The organism is Nostoc sp. UHCC 0252 (genome assembly GCF_034931145.1).
Lineage (GTDB): Bacteria > Cyanobacteriota > Cyanobacteriia > Cyanobacteriales > Nostocaceae > Nostoc.
This window is the reverse complement of the sequence record NZ_JAYGHE010000106.1, coordinates 1-17770: the sequence shown is the minus strand read 5'-3', so window position 1 is coordinate 17770 and position 17770 is coordinate 1. Positions and strand designations below refer to the sequence as shown.

Here is a 17770-nt window from a genome sequence, read left to right as displayed (position 1 = left end):
AACCATGAAAGATAGAGCATGGCAATGTATTATCAAATATGCTATCGAACCCGCTCATGAAGCGATTTTTCATGAACGCTCCTATGGTTTTCGTCCTGGTCGTTCGGCACATGATGTACAGAAATATCTCTTTGATAATCTGAGGTCAAAATCCAACGGTAAGGACAAAATAATCTTAGAAATGGACATTGAAAAATGTTTTGATAGGATTAATCACAACCACCTAATGTCCCAAATCATAGCACCCAAAAGTGCGAAACTGGGATTATGGAAATGCCTAAAAGTAGGGGTTAATCCTGAATTCCCCGAACAAGGTACACCTCAAGGTGGCGTGTGTAGCCCAGTGCTTGCCAACATTGCCCTACACGGAATAGAAGCCATACATAAATCAGTGAGATACGCAGATGATATGGTTTTTATATTTAAGAAAGGCGATAACCAAGCTAAGGTCTTTGATGAAATTATAGAATTTCTCCGCGTTAGGGGTCTAAACATTAAGTTAGCGAAGACACGCTTTGTATCCGCGACTGACGGATTTAATTTTCTCGGTTGGCAATTTCGAGTCCAGAAAAACGGAAAGTTTAGATGTACTCCCTCAGAGGATAATTATCTAGCATTCCGCAAGAAAGTTAAAGCCATAGTCAATAACTCGAACTATGGTGCTTTAGTTAAAAGCCAAAAACTCTCCCCCATTATTAGAGGCTGGAGAAACTATCATCGCTACTGTAAGATGGACGGCTCAAGGTTCAGACTGTGGTTCACCCGCAGGAGAGCATGGAATGTCTTTAATAAACAATCCAAACTTAACCGCCATCAAACGGATGCTTTAATAGATAAAGCATTCCCCGCAGTACCGTATTCAGAAAACAAGCACGTCATGGTTAAAGGAGATGCATCTCCTTTTAATGGTGATATTGTTTACTGGAGCAAGAGACAATCCAAATACTATGATGGGGCGACAGCCAAAGCACTCAAGAAACAAGACCATACCTGTGGACACTGCGGACTTAAGTTTGCAGATGATGAAGATATACATCTTCATCACGTAGATAGGGATCATGATAACTGGAAATCTCAAAACCTCCTTGCTATTCATCAATCCTGTCATCAATACGTCCACATGAGCAATTAAGTTTGTCGGGAGCTGGATGCAACCAAAGTTGCACGTCCAGTTCTAATTGGGAGGGGCGGGAGATAATACTCCCCCTCGACCTAACTAATACCCTACTATGCCAAATACGCTAAATATAAAGGTAAAACAACTGCCAATGCTCGATTACGTCAGTGCAGGAATCGCGTTTTATATCACAATGCTTCCCGTACAAGAGTGGATATTGGAATTCCGCCTTGGTTATCTCGGTCGCTACTGGAGCTTGATAAGCGTTGTTGGCTTATTAATTGGCTCTTTGCTCTGTGCGCTGATATTTGTGCCATTGATTATTAACATGATATTAGATCCGTTCAAATATCCAGGACATTTGGTTATGAGCGGGATCGCTGCGGTGATTTTTGGTGCAATACTCTGGCTGGGGCAGTGGCTGATCCTGCGCCAGACTGAGATGACACCGAGAATTTTTGCGCTGATCAATACGGTAGTTGGAATTTCTGTCTTTTCTGTGCTGGTATGGTTTAACCAAAAAAGTTTGCAGTGGAGTGGTGGCCCGATTGAAGGCTGGAGAACCGGACTCATATTTCTAGTGGGTGGTACAGTTACTGGAGCCGTGACGGGTAAAGCATTAGATTTTTACTGTGGACGAGTTGAGCAGCGATTAATCAGACTTGAGAGGGAGAGGGTAGAGCAAGAAACCCAAGAACGAGAAAGGCTTTTGAAAGAAAGAATCGAGAAGGAGAAATTAGCGCAAGAACGCCTAGAAGCAGAGATGGCAGAACGGAAAAGGATACAGCGAGAGGCGGCTCAAGAAGAAGAACGTCTGTGGTATGAAAAACACGGGAAAGACTATGCTGATTATGAATATGACGAGGATGAAGAGGAGTACGAAGATCAAGGCGAGGAGGAATAAGGTTTTTAACTATGAATGAAGAAGATTTTAGCTACGAGGATTTTCAGAAAGTAGCCGACCTATGGCTTGAAAAAAATAAACAGCAGCAAGCAAAGGATTCTTCTGAGGCAGCCAACGTGATTTTGGATCAGCAATACTCAGAATTATTTGCTGAATATCAAAAAGCGGTTACTCAAAGAGATTCACGTCTGCTCAAAGAGATTACACAACAATTGCAGCTTTTATTCATGCTGCGGCAACAGAACTCATAACGCTATTACTATATCATTAGGGGTCAAGTAGGGTACAAAATTTAAATATTTGAAATGTACCCTAAGCTCTCGTCGTAGTTATGCCTCAGTTAACCTCTAATGCCCCCAAAGCTTTCAAAGTTGCTACCTCTGCTTGAGTCAAGCCCATCACTTCAGTAATAATCATGCCTTCGTATGGGCGGGCTGGTCTCAAAGTTTGTCGACATTGCCCCGTAGTAAGATCCCAACAGTTGATTGTTTCATCCCAACTTCCACTGAGCAAAGTTTGCTCGTCTGGGGTTAGACTGAGCGACCACACCCAATGGAGATGATTTTGTAGTGTCGCAAGGCAGTCTCCAGTAACTAGATTCCAAATTTTGATAGTGCGATCGCTACTACTACTAATCATGCGATCGCCATTGGCGGTGAACAGAATACTGAGTACCTGACTGGTATGCCCAGAGAATGTACGCACACAAACCCTTGTGTCAATATCCCACAGTCGCACCAAGCAGTCATCACCACCAGTAGCAACATATTGAGTATCTGGACTCACAGCAACAGCCCAAACACGGTTAGAGTCTGCCTCCCAACTATGAAGACAATTGCCTGTTTCAATATCCCAACATTTAACTATCTTTTCATAGCCACTGCTGAAGAGAGTTTTTCCGTCTTGGCTAAAGGCGATCGCCAATACAGAACCAGGATGTCCCTGCAATGTTTGCAAACATTCACTAGAACGCACATCCCATATCTTAATTGTATGGTCGTAGCTGCCACTAGCAAGGAAATTACTGTCTGGACTAAAAGCAACTGCCCAAACCCAACTACCGTGACCATGCAAGGTTTTGAGGCATTGCCCTGTATGCGGATTCCAAAGCTTAATAGTGCGATCTGCACTGGCGCTGGCAAGAAACTGTCCATTGGGACTGAAGGTAACAGAGAAAATACGATTGCTATGTCCATGTAGTACACGAAAAGGCTGGAGGTCAACCTTTAAGCTTTGCGGGGCATTGAGATTTACATCCCAGAGTTTAATTGTCTGATCTTCATGTCCACTAGCAAGTAAGTTTTGCTGCCAACTGTGGGCGATTCCATAAACAGCATTACTGTGTCCTTGGAAGGTTTTGGTACATTGTCCTGTCTGAAGCCCCCAGACTCTAGCCGCGTGGTCATCACCACCACTGGCGATTAAGTGTCCTTGGGGGTGAAAAGCAACTGACCAAATTCGATTTGTATGCTTTTCCAGCGTATCCAGACATTTCCCAGTGTCTACGTCCCAAATCTTCACACTTTGATCGTAACTGCCACTGGCTAGCTGTTCACCCTTGGGACTGAATGCTACTGAGGTTACGACTCCTGCGTGTCCCTGCAAGGTCATTAAACACACTTTAGTATGTATATCCCACAGTCTTACGGTTTGATCAAAACTGCCACTTGCTAATATTCGCCCTTCTGGACTGAAGGCGATCGCTTTTACCCAATGCTGATGCCCTTCTAGGGTTTGCACACAACATCCAGTTTCTAAATCCCACAGCTTGATTGTATTATCTTCACCAGCCGTTGCTAAGGTTTGACCTGCGGGGTGAAAAGCTACACTCCACACACAAGCATTATGTCCTTCTAGAGTTTGCACACATTGTCCTGTGGCTAGATGCCAGACTTTAACTGTGTGGTCATAGCTAGTACTAGCAAGGAGTTGACCGTCAGGACTCCATGCGATCGCTGTGACAATACTAGTGTGTCCATACAGCGTTTTGAGGCATTCTCCTGTGGTAGTGTCCCAAAGTTTAATTGTATGATCTTGACCGCAACTAGCTAAAACTGAATGCACAGGGCTAAAAGCAATATTCCAGACCCAACTGTTGTGTTCTTTACAGCTAAAAAGTTGTTTACTATTGCTAACATCCCAAACATGAATTTCACCATTTGTGTCACTGGTAGCAAGGCAGCGCCCATCTGAACTGAAGACAACGCTAGTAATGCCGCCAAAGGTTGCAGCAAAAACACACTCTCGAAACGTTGTTTGGGTAAAGTTGACTTGATGTAAGTTGAGCGATCGCAAATCGCAGTTACGGATAGTGAGACTAGAAAAGTCATACCCAGTTAAATCGGTTTCTAATTGTGCCAGTAAATTCAGCAGATTACCGCCACCATATCCAACTGGATCTGTAGCCTCATTTTGGAGCTTTGCAACTAGTCTGCCAAGTTTATGCTCAAGCTGATGAGCAGAGCCAAGCGTTATTCGTAGCTGATTTAGGATAGGCCGCACAATCAGATGAATTTGACTGTCGCGGATGTAGTCTTTTGCCTGGGCTTGCATAAAAGCATGGGTCAGCAGGTATTGCGGTGATTCTGTGACTATTTCCTGGCAGACTTTTTCAATCAAGCAGTCTGTCATGTATTCCATCACGACAGGTTGCTGTGTGAATCCTCCAGTATTAGTTTCTATTAAGCTACGCCAACGTAAAGATTCGAGGACTGACATTAACTTAGGCTGAACCAATGCTGGTGTGAAGACTGTTTGTAATTCTGTCAGGGAACCCTTCTCCCGATTAATTGCCAGCCAATACATCACTTGCTGCTCTAAGGCAGAGAGTCTTTTGAATTGCTGCTCTAGGAGATTGCCAATGCCATAGAAAACCGTTGTGCCTTCGGCAAAGAAGTTGGCGATGTTGCCTTCATATAAGTCCCGAATGGAGGTGGCGGCAATTTTCAGAGCTAATGGATTACCACGGTAACACTCAACTAGTTGCCGGATTTCGTCTTCGGAGCCTGATAGCCCTTTGAGTGTCAGAATTGTTTGTCCTGCTGCAACTTCTAATCCTGGTAAAGCAAGGGTACGAACTGGCAAACCATCACCTTCGAGGGCGGCGACTTCAGTAGGTTTTTCTCGGCTTGTGAGCAGGACACAGCTTTGATGCTGTGTTTCTCCCAATCGCCACAAAAGTTCACCATAGGGTTCGTAGGCTTCACGGTAACAGCCTGTCCGTTTACCTTGCTGCAATAGCGTGTCGAAATTATCCAGAATCAGCAAGCATCGAAATTTGCGGAGGTACTCGATTAAACAAGTAATTTGCTCATGAGGGGAAGCGGGCAATGTGGTAACTTGCTGATGAGAAAGGATTTTGATGCAGTCCGTCACCAAGTCATAGAAAAAAGGTGCGTGCCGGAGCGATCGCCAAATAACGTACTCGAATTCGACCTGTAGCTGTTCTGCTAACTTCACTGAAAGTGCGGTTTTGCCCATGCCACCCATACCGAGCAGTGCCACTATACGAGTGCGATCTCTCACAATCCATTGGCTGAGGGTTTCTAATTCAGTAGTACGTCCATAGAATTGAGAAACGTCGATTGCTTCCCCCCAGTTTGTGTAGTTCGTGGAAGATTGAAAGTTGAAGGTTGAGGAGGCGTTTGTGTCCTTTTGTCGCTGTGCGGTTCGCTGCAATACTCCGTGCAGGTTATTTTTGGTAACTTTTTCTCCTAAAGCTCTCGAAAGCGATCGCCATAATTCAGAGCCAATGTCTTTGATGTGACCATGATCGTAATCGGACTCTACAGCTATCTCTAAGTACGTCTGTCCTGCCCATGACTGACGGAAGACAATATCTTGAACTTTTGTTAAGCGTCCTTGTTGTAATAATTGCTTGACTAGTGCGATCGCTTCTTCAACCGTCATTTATCTTTCCACGTAGAAATACCAGGTTTACTACGATATTCCCACCGCAAGCTTTGTTATTTTTTAAAGTTTACGTAAATGTACCAAAAAGATCCGACTTTTTTCCGACCTTTTTCCGACCGTCAATCTTTATACAAGGCTGTAGAGTATTGATGTTATTCAGTTGTAGTACATAAATCTGCCCAATGATTAAACACAGGTAAAGTGTTTATCCAAATGCTGAAAAATTTCGAGTGCGATAAATTTTGCATTTAGTTGAGCCATAGCAGTTGTGAGCGACGATGCTGATTCGTTTGCTGGTTTTTTCTGACTAAGGGTTGGGAACTGAAGTGCGATCACACTTCAGTTCTCAGGGTTTGGGAGGTGTACGAGCGCCTTTTACGTTTAGGTATAACGGCTTGAGAATACTGAAGTTAATTAACCTTTAGAAATTATTATGAACTTTGACAATCCTGCTATAGGTTTCGACCCTGCTAGCCAATTGGGGGCGACCGATGCTATCAGTCGGCTTAATGCCTTAACACAGTATGGGTTGGAGGTTAGCCCAAATGATCCTTTGTTGCTGCGCGGTAGTACTCTTTATCTGGGTGAGAGTGATACTACTGTTGTAACTGGAGCAGGAGACGATCAGATTTATACCGGAGCCGGAAATGATAATGTGATTGCTGGTGATGGTACTAACACTCTTTATTTAGGGGAAGGTGTTAACGTTGCTATTACTGGATTGGGTGATGACCTCATCTACACTGGGGCAGCAGAGGATGTCATCAAAGCGGGAGATGGTAATAACCGCGTCTATGCTGGAGAAGGGCTAAACACAATTTTTACAGGTTCAGGTAACGATCAGATTTATACGGGTGCTGCGGGCGATCTGATTTATAGCGGTGCAGGGAACGACACAATTTATGCTCTAGAAGGCAACAACTTTATCTCTGCTGGAACTGGAGATGACACCGTGTATGTCGGTAGCGGTAGCGATCGCTTTGAGCTAGCCAAGGGTGAGGGTGCGGTTACTATTTTTGGCTTTGGCAATAACGACACAATTCGCTTAGGAACAGGGCTAACTTCCAAAGCGCTATCTTTTCAAATTCAAAACGGCGACACACTGCTCAAAGCTGGCGACGATTTGCTGGCAACGCTAAAGTCGGTTCAGTTGAGCAAGGTAACAATCGATAATTCGCCAGCGGCTAGCTATGTTTCTGGAGTCTTTACCGTCGGAAAAACTGGCCAAGTAAGCGTCGATTATTTGTTTGATGGTGGTGGATATGAAGGCGAACTGGCAATATTCAGTTTATCTGGCTTAAATGGTGAAGTAGGGTCTGCTGAGTTTATCAAAGAATCTACGCGCAGAGCTTTGAGTAATTCTGAACTAGGACATATTGTTATCTCTGATCATGACCAGGGCGCAAGATTTCAAGGGAATTTAAATGCAGAAGGGAATTTGAATTCTGGTATTTATGACGGTGTGAAACCTGTGTTCATGAATCCGGGAGATAAGTTTGGAATCATGTTGGTTCCCAAGGGAACCGTTCAACAGGTGTTCAATCACGATCCAAATAGTAAATATGTCAATCCTTTATTCTCGTTAACAACAGTCAAGCCTCAAAATCGCTACAACGGCCAGTTCGCCGATATTACTGGAAATGGTAGCGTATTCGGAATAGAGGATTTACCCGCCGAGGGACGAAGCGATCGCGACTACAACGATATTGTCTTTCAGGTGCAAGGTGCGGTTGGACGTGTAATTAGCTTGGATGAACTTCTAATAAATGGTGCGGTACAGACACAGCAGGACTGGCGGAACAGCGATTTGGGACAAGCCTTGGTTGAGTATACCAAGCCGTATGCTTCGCCTAATATGCCTGGAATTGGGGAAACTCTTTCTGAGCGCGTGTTAGAGATACTCAATCAAGCAGCAACTAATAAGCCTTCTAAGGGGCAAATCAGTTCCCCAGGAAACGGGGCGAACGTAAATCAAGCGATCGCAGATTGGATTAATACAGCTAACAATCGTTTAGCCACCCTGACGATGAATGGAGAGAATGCGATCGAGGGGCTTGATAACAATATTTCCGACTCATCAGGCTACTTGGCTCGGCAACTTAGCGATTTGCAGGTTGCTATTTCCAGTGATGGAACCTATATGAATTCCTGGAAGGATTATCTAAGTAAACAACTGTCTAGCCTTCAGATTTACACGCTTGCCCAAGTCACCAACCTCAGAAATGAAATTATTGGCACAAGCAAATATTTGTATGAATGGGCGGACTATAGCGCTGAAGAAATTAATAAGACCGTTGACTTTCTGGATAAATGGACAACCTATGCCCAGAATGAAATTGGTCGAATTACGGACTTATTAATTGGTCAGACCAATTATATTGCTGACAAAGTTGGTGTTGAGAATCCAGACTACAAGAACTTGGTGAAAGAGAGTAAAGCGATCATTAATGATGCTTCAACCACCAATTCCAACTTAACAAGCGATAAAAATAAAGCCGTCAATGAAGCAATTGATGTTTTTCGCGCTTTTGATAACTATCGGTTTCAAACAATTGAGGATGCCTCAACACAGTACGCGGTGTTGAACAATGAACAATTTTCCGTTCTCACAGATGCCCTGTCGCGGCTAGCGGAACTTGAGAGCAATATAAGTGGCGTGTTGACGGATGCCTGGAACCAGTATCAAGAACTAGATCGAACTCGTCAGCAAGTTATTGACGATGCATCGAACCAAGCCAGTTTCCTCAACTACGCTTGGACTAATTTAACTGAGGATACCAAGGCACAAATCGATGCTTGGTCGAAGATTGCAGCAAATCAAAAAGGTTGGCACAATACAACACTTGCTGAACGTAAACAAAACGTTGGGCTTCCTTTAATTGGCATTATTGACACGGGATTTAGCGCAGATAATGCGGATATTGACTACTCCCGAATTACTTCTGGCAAAGACTGGATTAGTCGAGATCATAATTCGCTCCTAGAACCTTCAGATGAGTCGGCTAGTGAACACGGAACTCAGATTCTAGAGGTAATTGCCGCAACCCGAAATAATGGCATTGGCATTGATGGCATCAACGATCATTCTCCCTTATGGTTAGGGCGTGCCGTAGGATCGATGGATTGGGCACAGTCATTGATTGATTTTGTGGATGCGGCGATCGCTTCCAAACAGCCTAATGCAGTAATTAACCTCAGCTTTGACCTTACTCAAACCAACGCAGATGGCAGTGTAACTACTCGCTCCGAACTCACTCCCCTAGAGCGGGCTGCATTGACCTATGCTCAACAGAAGCAAGTCTTGATTGTAACGGCAACCGGGAATCAAAGCGGTACGATGTCCGCACTGGGGCAAGCAGTCAAGGAATTTGATAACATCCTCACCGTGGGAGCAGCAGAGGGATGGAGTCGCACTGATTATTCCAGTTATAGTGCGGTTGATTATGCCCACTATGGCAAAGGTGTAGATATTTTAGCGCAAGGTGTAGCAACAAATGATGCTGTTGGCACATCCGTGGCGGCGGCAAAAGTGACTGGAGCAGTTTCTCTTTTATGGGCAGCTAATGCAGGACTGAACTATAGCCAAATTGTCGATATTCTCAAGCGCACCGCAACCGATTTAAATACGCCTGGGTGGGATGCTGAAACCGGAGTAGGGCTATTAAATATTTCATCTGCGGTGAATCTCGCCAAAGCAACTCAGGCACAACGCTATACACCGCCTAATTTTGATCTCATTCAAGACGAACTGAGAAACAATGGAATTCCTAAAGTAAAATGGTCTGACTTTTACCGATTTGCCTACTATAAAGATTTGGAAGCAAAACTGACAGGACAAAGCTGGAGTGTTGTAAATGCAGTAGCAACCGAACGAGAAGCCTTGTCTCTAAAATCCGTCGGTAAAGGACTTCAGCAATTCGGTGATGCTGTTGGTCAAGGCGTTAAAGATGTATTTTCTAGACCTGAAACACAGTTTGCTGGCGGTTCACCTGGAAGCGGTGGCAGCAACTCAGATGATAATTCCTTCTCAGGATTTATTAGCGGTGGTAGAAAGTTCTTCTCTGAGAGAAAGTCTGAATTGAAACAAGTTACTCAAAACACTTCTAGCGCCTTGAGTAATGGTACAACCTACCTAAAAGAAAAAAAGAACCAATTTAGCTCTGAGGTGACAACAGGTGCGACTAATGTCAAGAATCAGGTCAAGAGTACGACAACTGCAATCAATGAAGCAACTCGTATCACTCGTAACGCAGTCAGTGACTCTACGACGACCATTACTCAAACATCTAGTCGAATTGGCGACAACCTGAAGCAGTACGGCGATCGCATCGGTGATGAAGCGCGAAATGTGGGCGATCGTGTAGAAACTGCAACGAAAGAGCTTAAGCAACTGTACGACGAAAACCAGCAGTACTTGATTTTGGTCAATCCGGGAGCTGTGATCGGTGTTGCAATTGCAGAGGGACTGATTGATGGTGTTAAAGAGGGCAAAGTTGGGCCTGTACTCGATACTCTCAAACAAGTTCCGGTGCTGGGTACCGCAGTCGGTGGACTAGAGGGACTCTACTATGCTTCTCAAGGAGACTGGAAAGAAACACTCAAGAGTTCTATCGATAGCGCACTGGCATTCTATGGTGGATCTAGTGTGGTCAAGCCCCTGTTAGTTTCGTTGTTTGTGGACATCTCTTGGGAGCTAAAAGACGAAGACTACAAAAGTGCAGTTGCGGCTGCATTATCTAACTTCAATGTAGAGCCTAAAGTGGCAGACACGTTTGTAAATACTGCCTGGGCGCTGAAAGACGGCAATTTTAAAGATGTTCTAGATGAAGGGTTGAGTAGTGCTGGCTTTAGCAACGCCAATCAGTTTGTAGATATTGCTTGGGGTGTCAAAGATGGCAATTACAAAACAGCCTTGACAGTTGGGTTGCAGTCTGCTGGACTCAGCAATCTAAAAATAGACCAAAGTAAAGCAGATGCATTTGTAAATTCTGCTTTTGCCTTGCGTGATGGTCAGGTTGGACAAGTCGCAGATCAACTCTTAGCTATTGCAGGTGGAAATCAACAACTTGCAACCAGTCCGTGGGTGCAAGCATTACGCAATGGAAACCCCAATGACGATCGCGCCGCTTTTTCTCAGGGACTAGCAAGCGTAGGCTTCCAGAATGCGAATCAGTGGGTAAATATCGCTTGGGACGTGAAAGACAAGCAATATTTAGACGCTTTATCTACTGGATTCACCCTGGCTGGATTCCAGCAGGGTAAAGACTGGATCAATATGGCAGGTGCATTGCAACGAGATGATTACTTCAGCGCCCTTTCAACAGGTTTCAAAGTAGCTGGATTTGAGAAAGGTGAGAATCTAGCGAAGGCAGCTTTGGCACTAAGACAGGGAGATCCAATCAATGCTTTCTACGAGGGACTATCGCTAGTAGATGGAGTCAGCGAACTGGTAGATACCTTCAAGTACTTGAAAGATGGCAATGCCAAGAAAGCAGTTCCCTCAATGATTACAGCAGGTACTAAGCTAGCAAAACTATTCTCTTAGTAAGTACTGAACCTTAGCCAGAACCTGGGCTATCAAATAGCGCAATTGGGTCATCGTGTTATGCTGATCGACATAGACGCTCCAAACCAGACTAGATGTACATAAACAAAAACTATATGTCCTGAAAAAGAGGTAATTGAATCAGCAATTCGGTCTTGCAAGTTTCTTTTGTTAGCAGTCTGAAGCCGAAGACGGATAATAGTACGAATGTTACGTTCTATAATTTTAGAGAGTGCTGGATTATCGTCCTCATAGTCGAAGTATTCAAATTCCTCTTCGTTCATACTGCTTTGCTGCATAATTCTAATGTCATGTTGTTAATAGCATTTTAAGAAAATCAGATGAACTCACATACTTGGCAAAGGGTTAAACTTAAAATGTAAGAAGTTGCATTGAATTATACAATAAAACTTTGGAACTACGGTGTCAAAACTATTGCATCCTTGTGCCAATAGATCCTCGTTACAAATCAAAATCAAGGCTGAATGTTTCGCTTGAAGAATCTTCTTCTTTCTCCTGTGCAAATGGAGTTTGAGTCCAAGACGTGAGTTGGTTTGATTCAGTATTAATAGGTGTGTCAGCTAAAAGTTGTGCAGGTAATCCAGCCTTGATAAAAACAAAATAGCAATCAACTATAAAGTAAAGCGTGTCCAGGTAGCTTTTATCTAGTTTTTGCGATTCTGCAAATATGCGCTCTCGGTAATTATCTTTGAGGCGAACTTTTTCCGGTGCTAAGTCTTTTTTATGTGCCATAGTTATATTCACTTTCCAGATGTGCCCGTTAGATTTTTGCTGCTAATGGTTTTTGCCATCTCTAAAAGCCCGAAGACATTGGCTTCTACCGGATTGTCCAGGATTTTGAAGCCGTTTTTCTCCAACAGCTTCTTAAATCCAGGTAAGAGGCAGCCTCCACCAATTGCCCAGATTTCATCCCCCTGGTGCTTGGCATCAAGTGTCAGATTCACGACTTTCTTCAAGTATTTCTCATACCAATCTTTTAAACAAGCGGTGTAAACATCTTTGATATCGATGTCGCGGCTGTACCTGGTATGCCCCATTTCCAAACAAAATCGGATTTTGGATAAATCCCCAATTTTTCCGCCATTCAAATGTTTCATTTTCCGGGAGATATCATCGATGAGAACTTCTACACCGATGGGGTAAGCAGTGTGAACTTCTCGTTTGCCTTGGTTGTAACGAGAATGCAGAGTTGTACCATTGCCAAAGTCTAAAATGGTTAATTTTCTTGGTAGTGGATGCCCAAATAATGCACCCATTCCCTCTAGTACAACTTTCAGCACTTCTACTTTCACGTCTGATTGTTTGCCAGCAAGTATTGGCTGATATTCTCCATTGAGTACTTCTTGAAGTTGTTCAGCCAGACCAACATCATGTAAGCTAACGACTAATTTTAAATGCCAAGCCCTACGGGGTGGGAGATGTGCCAATGCACCCAATAAAGTCAACAACGCATTATTGACTTTATTTTCATTATTGTCTGTATTGCGGTCAAAATAATTTCCTGTACGGAAAGCTGATTCTCCAACTGTGTAAGCAGTACCGTTAAAAACGACCCTCCCTGGTACGTCTTCCATCTCGGCATTGGTTATATAGCTGGGGACACGAACTACTTCAAACCCATCGACTAAAAGTTTTAGGCTTCCATAACCGTTGTCAAAGCCAGCAGGAAAAATTTTTTGCAAGGTGTGAATGTTAGACATAGAGAGAAAGGTAATAGATTTTGATTTGTGAAAGTTATCTGTTCAGGTGAAGTGGGGAGCAGGGAGCAGGGGAGCAGGGGAGCAGGGGAGCAGGGGAGCAGGGGAGCAGAGGAGGGAATTAAAACAGTTCTTAGTGTTTACTATTTACTGTTAAAAATGGAGAACTCTGACCTTCAGCAGAATAATTAGTTTTTCTTACACCGATAACTAATAATTGTTAATGCAAACATTTTCTCTTGCTCCCCTGCTCCCCTGCTCCTCTGCTCCTCTGCCTTTTTTTCTTCAGCGTCAAAAAATTATCATAACCTCTTGAGGGCTAAATGGTGGAAAACCTCACCCAGTCAAATGTACCCCACATAGCCCCCACATAGCCCCCACATAGGAGTCAAATTTTGTTCAAGCCTCTAAACAATTTTGGGGTACACATAGCCCCCACATAGCCCCCATAATTTTTTTTTGAAATCTTTTCTATCAACGCAGCAAAAATTAATTTAGATCATCGTTGACTTTTTGATTTATACTTTACTGTCAATTTTTTGTTGAAAAGTAATTCAGTTTTGATCTCTAACTTCTTGCTGAATACGTAACTTAGGGTCACTACTTGCTTACAGGTTCAGCTTTCTCAACTGAATTATCATTTACACCCAAAGTCAATTCCAAAGGAGTTCTTTGGGGGTAAGCTTTTACTACTTGTCTATAAACATCATAATTAGTAGGTAGTGCCTTCTGTAAATTACCCACTCCGTAGGTCAGTTTGTACTGAACATCTTTGATCAATTCAGGTTTGCCTGCCTCGGATTGAGATTTTTTGCGTTGTTCAACTTCATCAACACTTGGTCGCGGCGGTAAAGTAGGCCACCACAACCCTCTGTCATCTGGGCCAACAACTGCTCCTGCCGGTTTCAATCCATTCCTATTCAACACTGAAGTGTTAGCAAAGGTTTCAATGCGTGGCTGTGGTTGACTAGTTAGGTTATTCGCATACTTAACTTGCCAGGAGTAACTGGTGAGTGCTGTAGCTTCATACTGTTCAGCAGTAGTAGTGGTGCAACTAGTTAGTGTCAGTGCCGTTAGTGCAGTTATTATTGAGGGTAAAAATCTCATTTGCATTATCAATCGTAAATATCTCTTACTAATCACTTTTGAAGAGGGAGTGTGCCATCATTGCTGCCAAGGAGAAGGAATCGCTGTTGTCGAAAGTACTTCCCTTGCTTCCAGTCTAATTGCTGTTTGCTCACAGTTGGGGCATTTTACCTTTGCGAAAATCACTGAAGGTCGTCCTTTGTACTCGCCCATTACGGGATCTCCGGTGTACTCGCTGATTATCCCCTGCTGGCAGTGGTAGCACTCGAATATCACACGTTCTACCTCCGAGTTGCAATCCAGGAATTGCATGTGCTGACAGGGTTCTGGCGGTAATTCTGGTTCTTCATCGCTCTTTGTCAATTGGCCCTGTTGCTTGGGCTGTTGCGGTAATTTGGATTTTCTCTTGTCAGCAGAGGTACGTTTGGCTTTACTTTTCTCTAAGTGTTGCGGTTTTTCAGCAGTGTTTGTCTTTGACCTTAAAGGAGGTATCGCCTCTGCTTGGGCTGGCTGCTCAACTGACGGCAGATCATCACTGGGAGTCATGTCAGGCTGAGAGGTTGGTTGCTGTTTCTCTACTGGTTTATAAGCAACAAGGTCAAGCTTTGGGTTTTGAACGTTGAGTTTTAACTCTTGCTTAGGTAGCTTGGGCGATCGCTCGGTAGACTTCATCAGAACTTTCTTTCCTGAACTTTGGGAAATGAGTGTATTTTAACCGCCAATTTATTTCACTAAATCGCTCTTCATCACCAGAACGAAAGTATAGTTAGCTTTTTAGGTAACAAGCAATTTGGAGCATTAGTTTTTCATTACTTTGGTGTAAAACTTGTGAAAATCTTTGCGGTCTACTTAAATTGTCATAGAATCAGTTCATTCTGTAACTAATATATGTTTTTTCATAAAAAATCGCATACTACTAAGAAAATATGATTATCGCAGTTACTAATCAAAAGGGAGGAGTAGCCAAGACAACCTCTACTATCGCACTAAGTGGATTGTTGGCAGAAAGTTCCTCCTGCCTTGTAGTTGACTTTGATCCCCAAGGTAATTTAACCACGGGTCTAGGAATCAAGATTCAGCCAGGGCAGAAGACTGCTTATGAAGTACTTACAGATCGTAAACAGAGCGCATCTGAAACTATTATTGACACCGAGTACGGAATCAAGCTGATTCCGGCTGACATATCTCTTGCATCTGGAGAAAAGCAAATTTTGACCTCGGCAGATAATAGCCGAATCCTGAGAAAGAAGTTGAATCCTTTACGGCAAGAATTTGCTCATATCCTCATTGATTGCCCACCTAGCTTAGGTATGCTGACTCTAAATGCACTAATGGCAGCAGATGCAGTCTTGATCCCCGTTCAATGTCAGTTTTTTGCTTTAGAAGGCTTACGACAATTATTGGAAACTATCGAAAGTCTTCGTGATGAAGACACTCACCCCAATTTGCAAATTTTAGGAGTCTTGCCTACAATGGCAGACCGTACACTCACGACCCAAGATGCTCTCAAAACTCTTAAAACTAAACTTCCTGGGGTCAAAATTTTTGAACCAGTTCCTAAGTCTGTTCAGTTTCCAGAGTCCAACTTGGCGCGTCAACCAATTCATCGATATACCACAGAAAGAAAATTGATTGAACCTTATCAAGAAATCGCCAGAGAAATGGCAGAACAGGAGTAATATGGCGAAGCGGCGCTTGTCAATGGCAGATGAAATGGAATTTCCGAATAAAACCAGACAATTCCTTGACTTAGTAGGAGTTACCAATAATCCTCAACTCTCGGAAAACGAATCTATTGAACAATCTTTATTAATAACTCAAATTCACCTAGCTGCTCATCAGCCTCGACGTTATTTTTCAATTCAAGGAATGGAAAGCCTAGTTGCTTCTATTCGTGAACATGGCATCTTGCAGCCACTGCTTGTCCGACCGTTAGAATCCGGTAATTATGAATTGATTGCTGGTGAACGTCGCTACCGTGCGGCTCAAACTCTTGGAATGGAGCAAGTTCCGGTTATTATCCGCCATCTCAATGACCAAGATGCTTTCCAAGTCGCCCTCCTCGAAAATTTGCAACGGGAAGATTTAAATCCGGTTGAGGAAACTGAAGCTATTTTGCAACTGCTATCTATCCGCTTGGAATGCTCTCAAGGAGAAGTTATTTCCCTACTCAATCATATTGCTAACCTCCAAAAGCAAAAAACAGAAATTACGAACAACGTTGTTCGTAACCAATGGGAAATGGTAGAAAAGATATTTTCAGTAATAGGTAGGTTGACTCCAGACAGTTTTCGTAGTCATCGCCTACCTTTACTAAATTTACCTAAAGATGTTCTAGAAACTTTGCGCCAAGGACAACTAGAATATACCAAAGCTCGTATCATCGCTCAATTGAAAGACAAAGATCAGCGACATCAACTTCTAGTGAAAACTATTGAAGAAAATCTTTCAGTTAGAGATATCAAAAGTTACATTCAATCAGTTCAACCTCCTAAGTCTTCTCAGCCTAATATCCTTCCTAATCGGATGAAGGAAGCCTATCAGCGAGTTAAGCAAGCTAAAATCTGGGAAGATCCTAATAAAGCAAAAGTTTTAGATAAGTTGTTAGGGCAAATTGAAGCTTTATTAGAGTAAAATCTATGGTTTTTTACAACATATTTCACTCTCCTCACCAACCTTTGAGGCGTAGCTTGCATAGCTTGCGCTCGTAGTCATCGTATGGTGAAGCGAAGCAGCATTTTCGACTTTATCATCTACTATTATTGTAATCTCAAAAGAGTATAGTATTTGTGTACTATGACGGAACTGAATTCCAGTATTGTAATAATGTGCGGCATCGGATCATAAGCAATGTCCACTCCTCCTAATCTTGCCCCTCAACAAGTAAGCGCCTTTCCTCAAAACGAAACAATCACCGGAGTCGTAGAACGTTTAACTTTTTACTCTGCTGAGTCAGGCTACACCGTGGCAAGACTGACTTGCCCACGTAGCACCGAACTCACAACAATCGTTGGCAGCTTTGCTAACATCCAGCCAGGGCAGACTTTACAACTAACTGGTTTCTGGCGTGACCATCCACAATTTGGGCCACAGTTTCAAGTTGTTAACTACAAGGAAACCAAACCAGCTACTCTCACTGGAATTGAAAAATATTTGGGTAGTGGACTCATAAAAGGTGTTGGCCCAGTAACAGCCAAGCGTATCGTCGCTCACTTCGGTTTAGAAACGCTCGACATTATCGAAAACCAGATTGAACGACTGATTGAAGTCCAGGGTATTGCCAAAAAGCGGATCACTCTCATCAAAAACGCTTGGTCAACTCAAAAAGCGATCAAAGAAGTGATGGTGTTTCTCCAGGGACATGGCGTTTCTACCACTTATGCTGTGAAGATTTACAAGCAATATAAGGGCGATCGCCACTGTTACCAAAAACCCATACCAGCTAGCAGCCGACATCTATGGTATTGGTTTTCTAACTGCCGATAAAA

The 17770-nt window shown here is 43.2% G+C and carries 11 protein-coding genes and 1 pseudogene; 7 read left to right on the top strand and 5 right to left on the bottom strand.

Annotated elements, in window-relative coordinates; genetic code table 11:
• The 3 genes from VB732_RS32970 to VB732_RS32960 form a co-directional block, all read left to right on the top strand.
• Positions 1 to 1132, top strand: a 1132-nt coding sequence (locus VB732_RS32970; RefSeq protein ID WP_323235051.1) for a group II intron reverse transcriptase, incomplete at its 5' end; no start/stop codon positions are given.
• A gap of 97 nt (positions 1133 to 1229) precedes the next feature.
• Positions 1230 to 2021, top strand: coding sequence for a hypothetical protein (locus VB732_RS32965; RefSeq protein WP_323235050.1), 792 nt, complete (start codon positions 1230 to 1232; stop codon positions 2019 to 2021).
• Between the two features lie 11 nt (positions 2022 to 2032).
• Positions 2033 to 2272 carry a hypothetical protein gene (locus VB732_RS32960; RefSeq protein ID WP_323235049.1) on the top strand — a complete coding sequence of 80 codons (240 nt, stop codon included), beginning with the start codon at positions 2033 to 2035 and terminating at the stop codon, positions 2270 to 2272.
• Between the two features lie 85 nt (positions 2273 to 2357).
• Here VB732_RS32960 and VB732_RS32955 read toward each other — a convergent pair whose 3' ends face one another.
• Positions 2358 to 5930, bottom strand: coding sequence for an NB-ARC domain-containing protein (locus tag VB732_RS32955; protein WP_323235048.1), 3573 nt, complete (start codon positions 5928 to 5930; stop codon positions 2358 to 2360).
• Between the two features lie 436 nt (positions 5931 to 6366).
• Here VB732_RS32955 and VB732_RS32950 point away from each other — a divergent pair, with 436 nt between their 5' ends.
• Complete coding sequence (locus VB732_RS32950) at positions 6367 to 11478, top strand: S8 family serine peptidase (protein ID WP_323235047.1); 5112 nt, start codon at positions 6367 to 6369, stop codon at positions 11476 to 11478.
• A 462-nt stretch (positions 11479 to 11940) separates the two neighbouring features.
• Here the strand turns inward: VB732_RS32950 and VB732_RS32945 are convergent, their stop codons facing one another.
• The 4 genes from VB732_RS32945 to VB732_RS32930 form a co-directional block, all read right to left on the bottom strand.
• Complete coding sequence (locus tag VB732_RS32945; protein ID WP_323235046.1) at positions 11941 to 12231, bottom strand: hypothetical protein; 291 nt, start codon at positions 12229 to 12231, stop codon at positions 11941 to 11943.
• An 8-nt stretch (positions 12232 to 12239) separates the two neighbouring features.
• The gene (locus VB732_RS32940) at positions 12240 to 13199 is read right to left on the bottom strand and encodes a hypothetical protein (RefSeq protein ID WP_323235045.1); all 960 of its coding nucleotides are present in this window, start codon (positions 13197 to 13199) and stop codon (positions 12240 to 12242) included.
• A gap of 597 nt (positions 13200 to 13796) precedes the next feature.
• A complete protein-coding gene (locus VB732_RS32935) occupies positions 13797 to 14309 on the bottom strand; it encodes a hypothetical protein (protein WP_323235044.1) in 513 nt (170 codons plus the stop codon).
• A 51-nt stretch (positions 14310 to 14360) separates the two neighbouring features.
• Entirely contained in the window at positions 14361 to 14954 is a 594-nt protein-coding gene (locus VB732_RS32930; RefSeq protein ID WP_323235043.1) for a hypothetical protein, read from the bottom strand.
• Positions 14955 to 15208: 254 nt separating this feature from the next.
• On the opposite strand from VB732_RS32930, the gene VB732_RS32925 reads away from it, so the two are divergent.
• The 3 genes and pseudogenes from VB732_RS32925 to VB732_RS32915 all read left to right on the top strand — a co-directional run.
• A complete protein-coding gene (locus tag VB732_RS32925) occupies positions 15209 to 15961 on the top strand; it encodes a ParA family protein (RefSeq protein ID WP_179070380.1) in 753 nt (250 codons plus the stop codon).
• A gap of 1 nt (position 15962) precedes the next feature.
• Positions 15963 to 16916, top strand: coding sequence for a ParB/RepB/Spo0J family partition protein (locus VB732_RS32920; RefSeq protein WP_323235042.1), 954 nt, complete (start codon positions 15963 to 15965; stop codon positions 16914 to 16916).
• Between the two features lie 216 nt (positions 16917 to 17132).
• A pseudogene (locus tag VB732_RS32915) lies at positions 17133 to 17770 on the top strand (helix-hairpin-helix domain-containing protein); the annotation flags it as partial.

Coding starts and splice junctions, on each gene's coding strand:
- VB732_RS32965 (WP_323235050.1), top strand. CDS start 1,230: ATGCCAAATACGCTAAATATAAAGGTAAAACAACTGCCAATGCTCGAT.
- VB732_RS32960 (WP_323235049.1), top strand. CDS start 2,033: ATGAATGAAGAAGATTTTAGCTACGAGGATTTTCAGAAAGTAGCCGAC.
- VB732_RS32955 (WP_323235048.1), bottom strand. CDS start 5,930: ATGACGGTTGAAGAAGCGATCGCACTAGTCAAGCAATTATTACAACAA.
- VB732_RS32950 (WP_323235047.1), top strand. CDS start 6,367: ATGAACTTTGACAATCCTGCTATAGGTTTCGACCCTGCTAGCCAATTG.
- VB732_RS32945 (WP_323235046.1), bottom strand. CDS start 12,231: ATGGCACATAAAAAAGACTTAGCACCGGAAAAAGTTCGCCTCAAAGAT.
- VB732_RS32940 (WP_323235045.1), bottom strand. CDS start 13,199: ATGTCTAACATTCACACCTTGCAAAAAATTTTTCCTGCTGGCTTTGAC.
- VB732_RS32935 (WP_323235044.1), bottom strand. CDS start 14,309: ATGCAAATGAGATTTTTACCCTCAATAATAACTGCACTAACGGCACTG.
- VB732_RS32930 (WP_323235043.1), bottom strand. CDS start 14,954: ATGAAGTCTACCGAGCGATCGCCCAAGCTACCTAAGCAAGAGTTAAAA.
- VB732_RS32925 (WP_179070380.1), top strand. CDS start 15,209: ATGATTATCGCAGTTACTAATCAAAAGGGAGGAGTAGCCAAGACAACC.
- VB732_RS32920 (WP_323235042.1), top strand. CDS start 15,963: ATGGCGAAGCGGCGCTTGTCAATGGCAGATGAAATGGAATTTCCGAAT.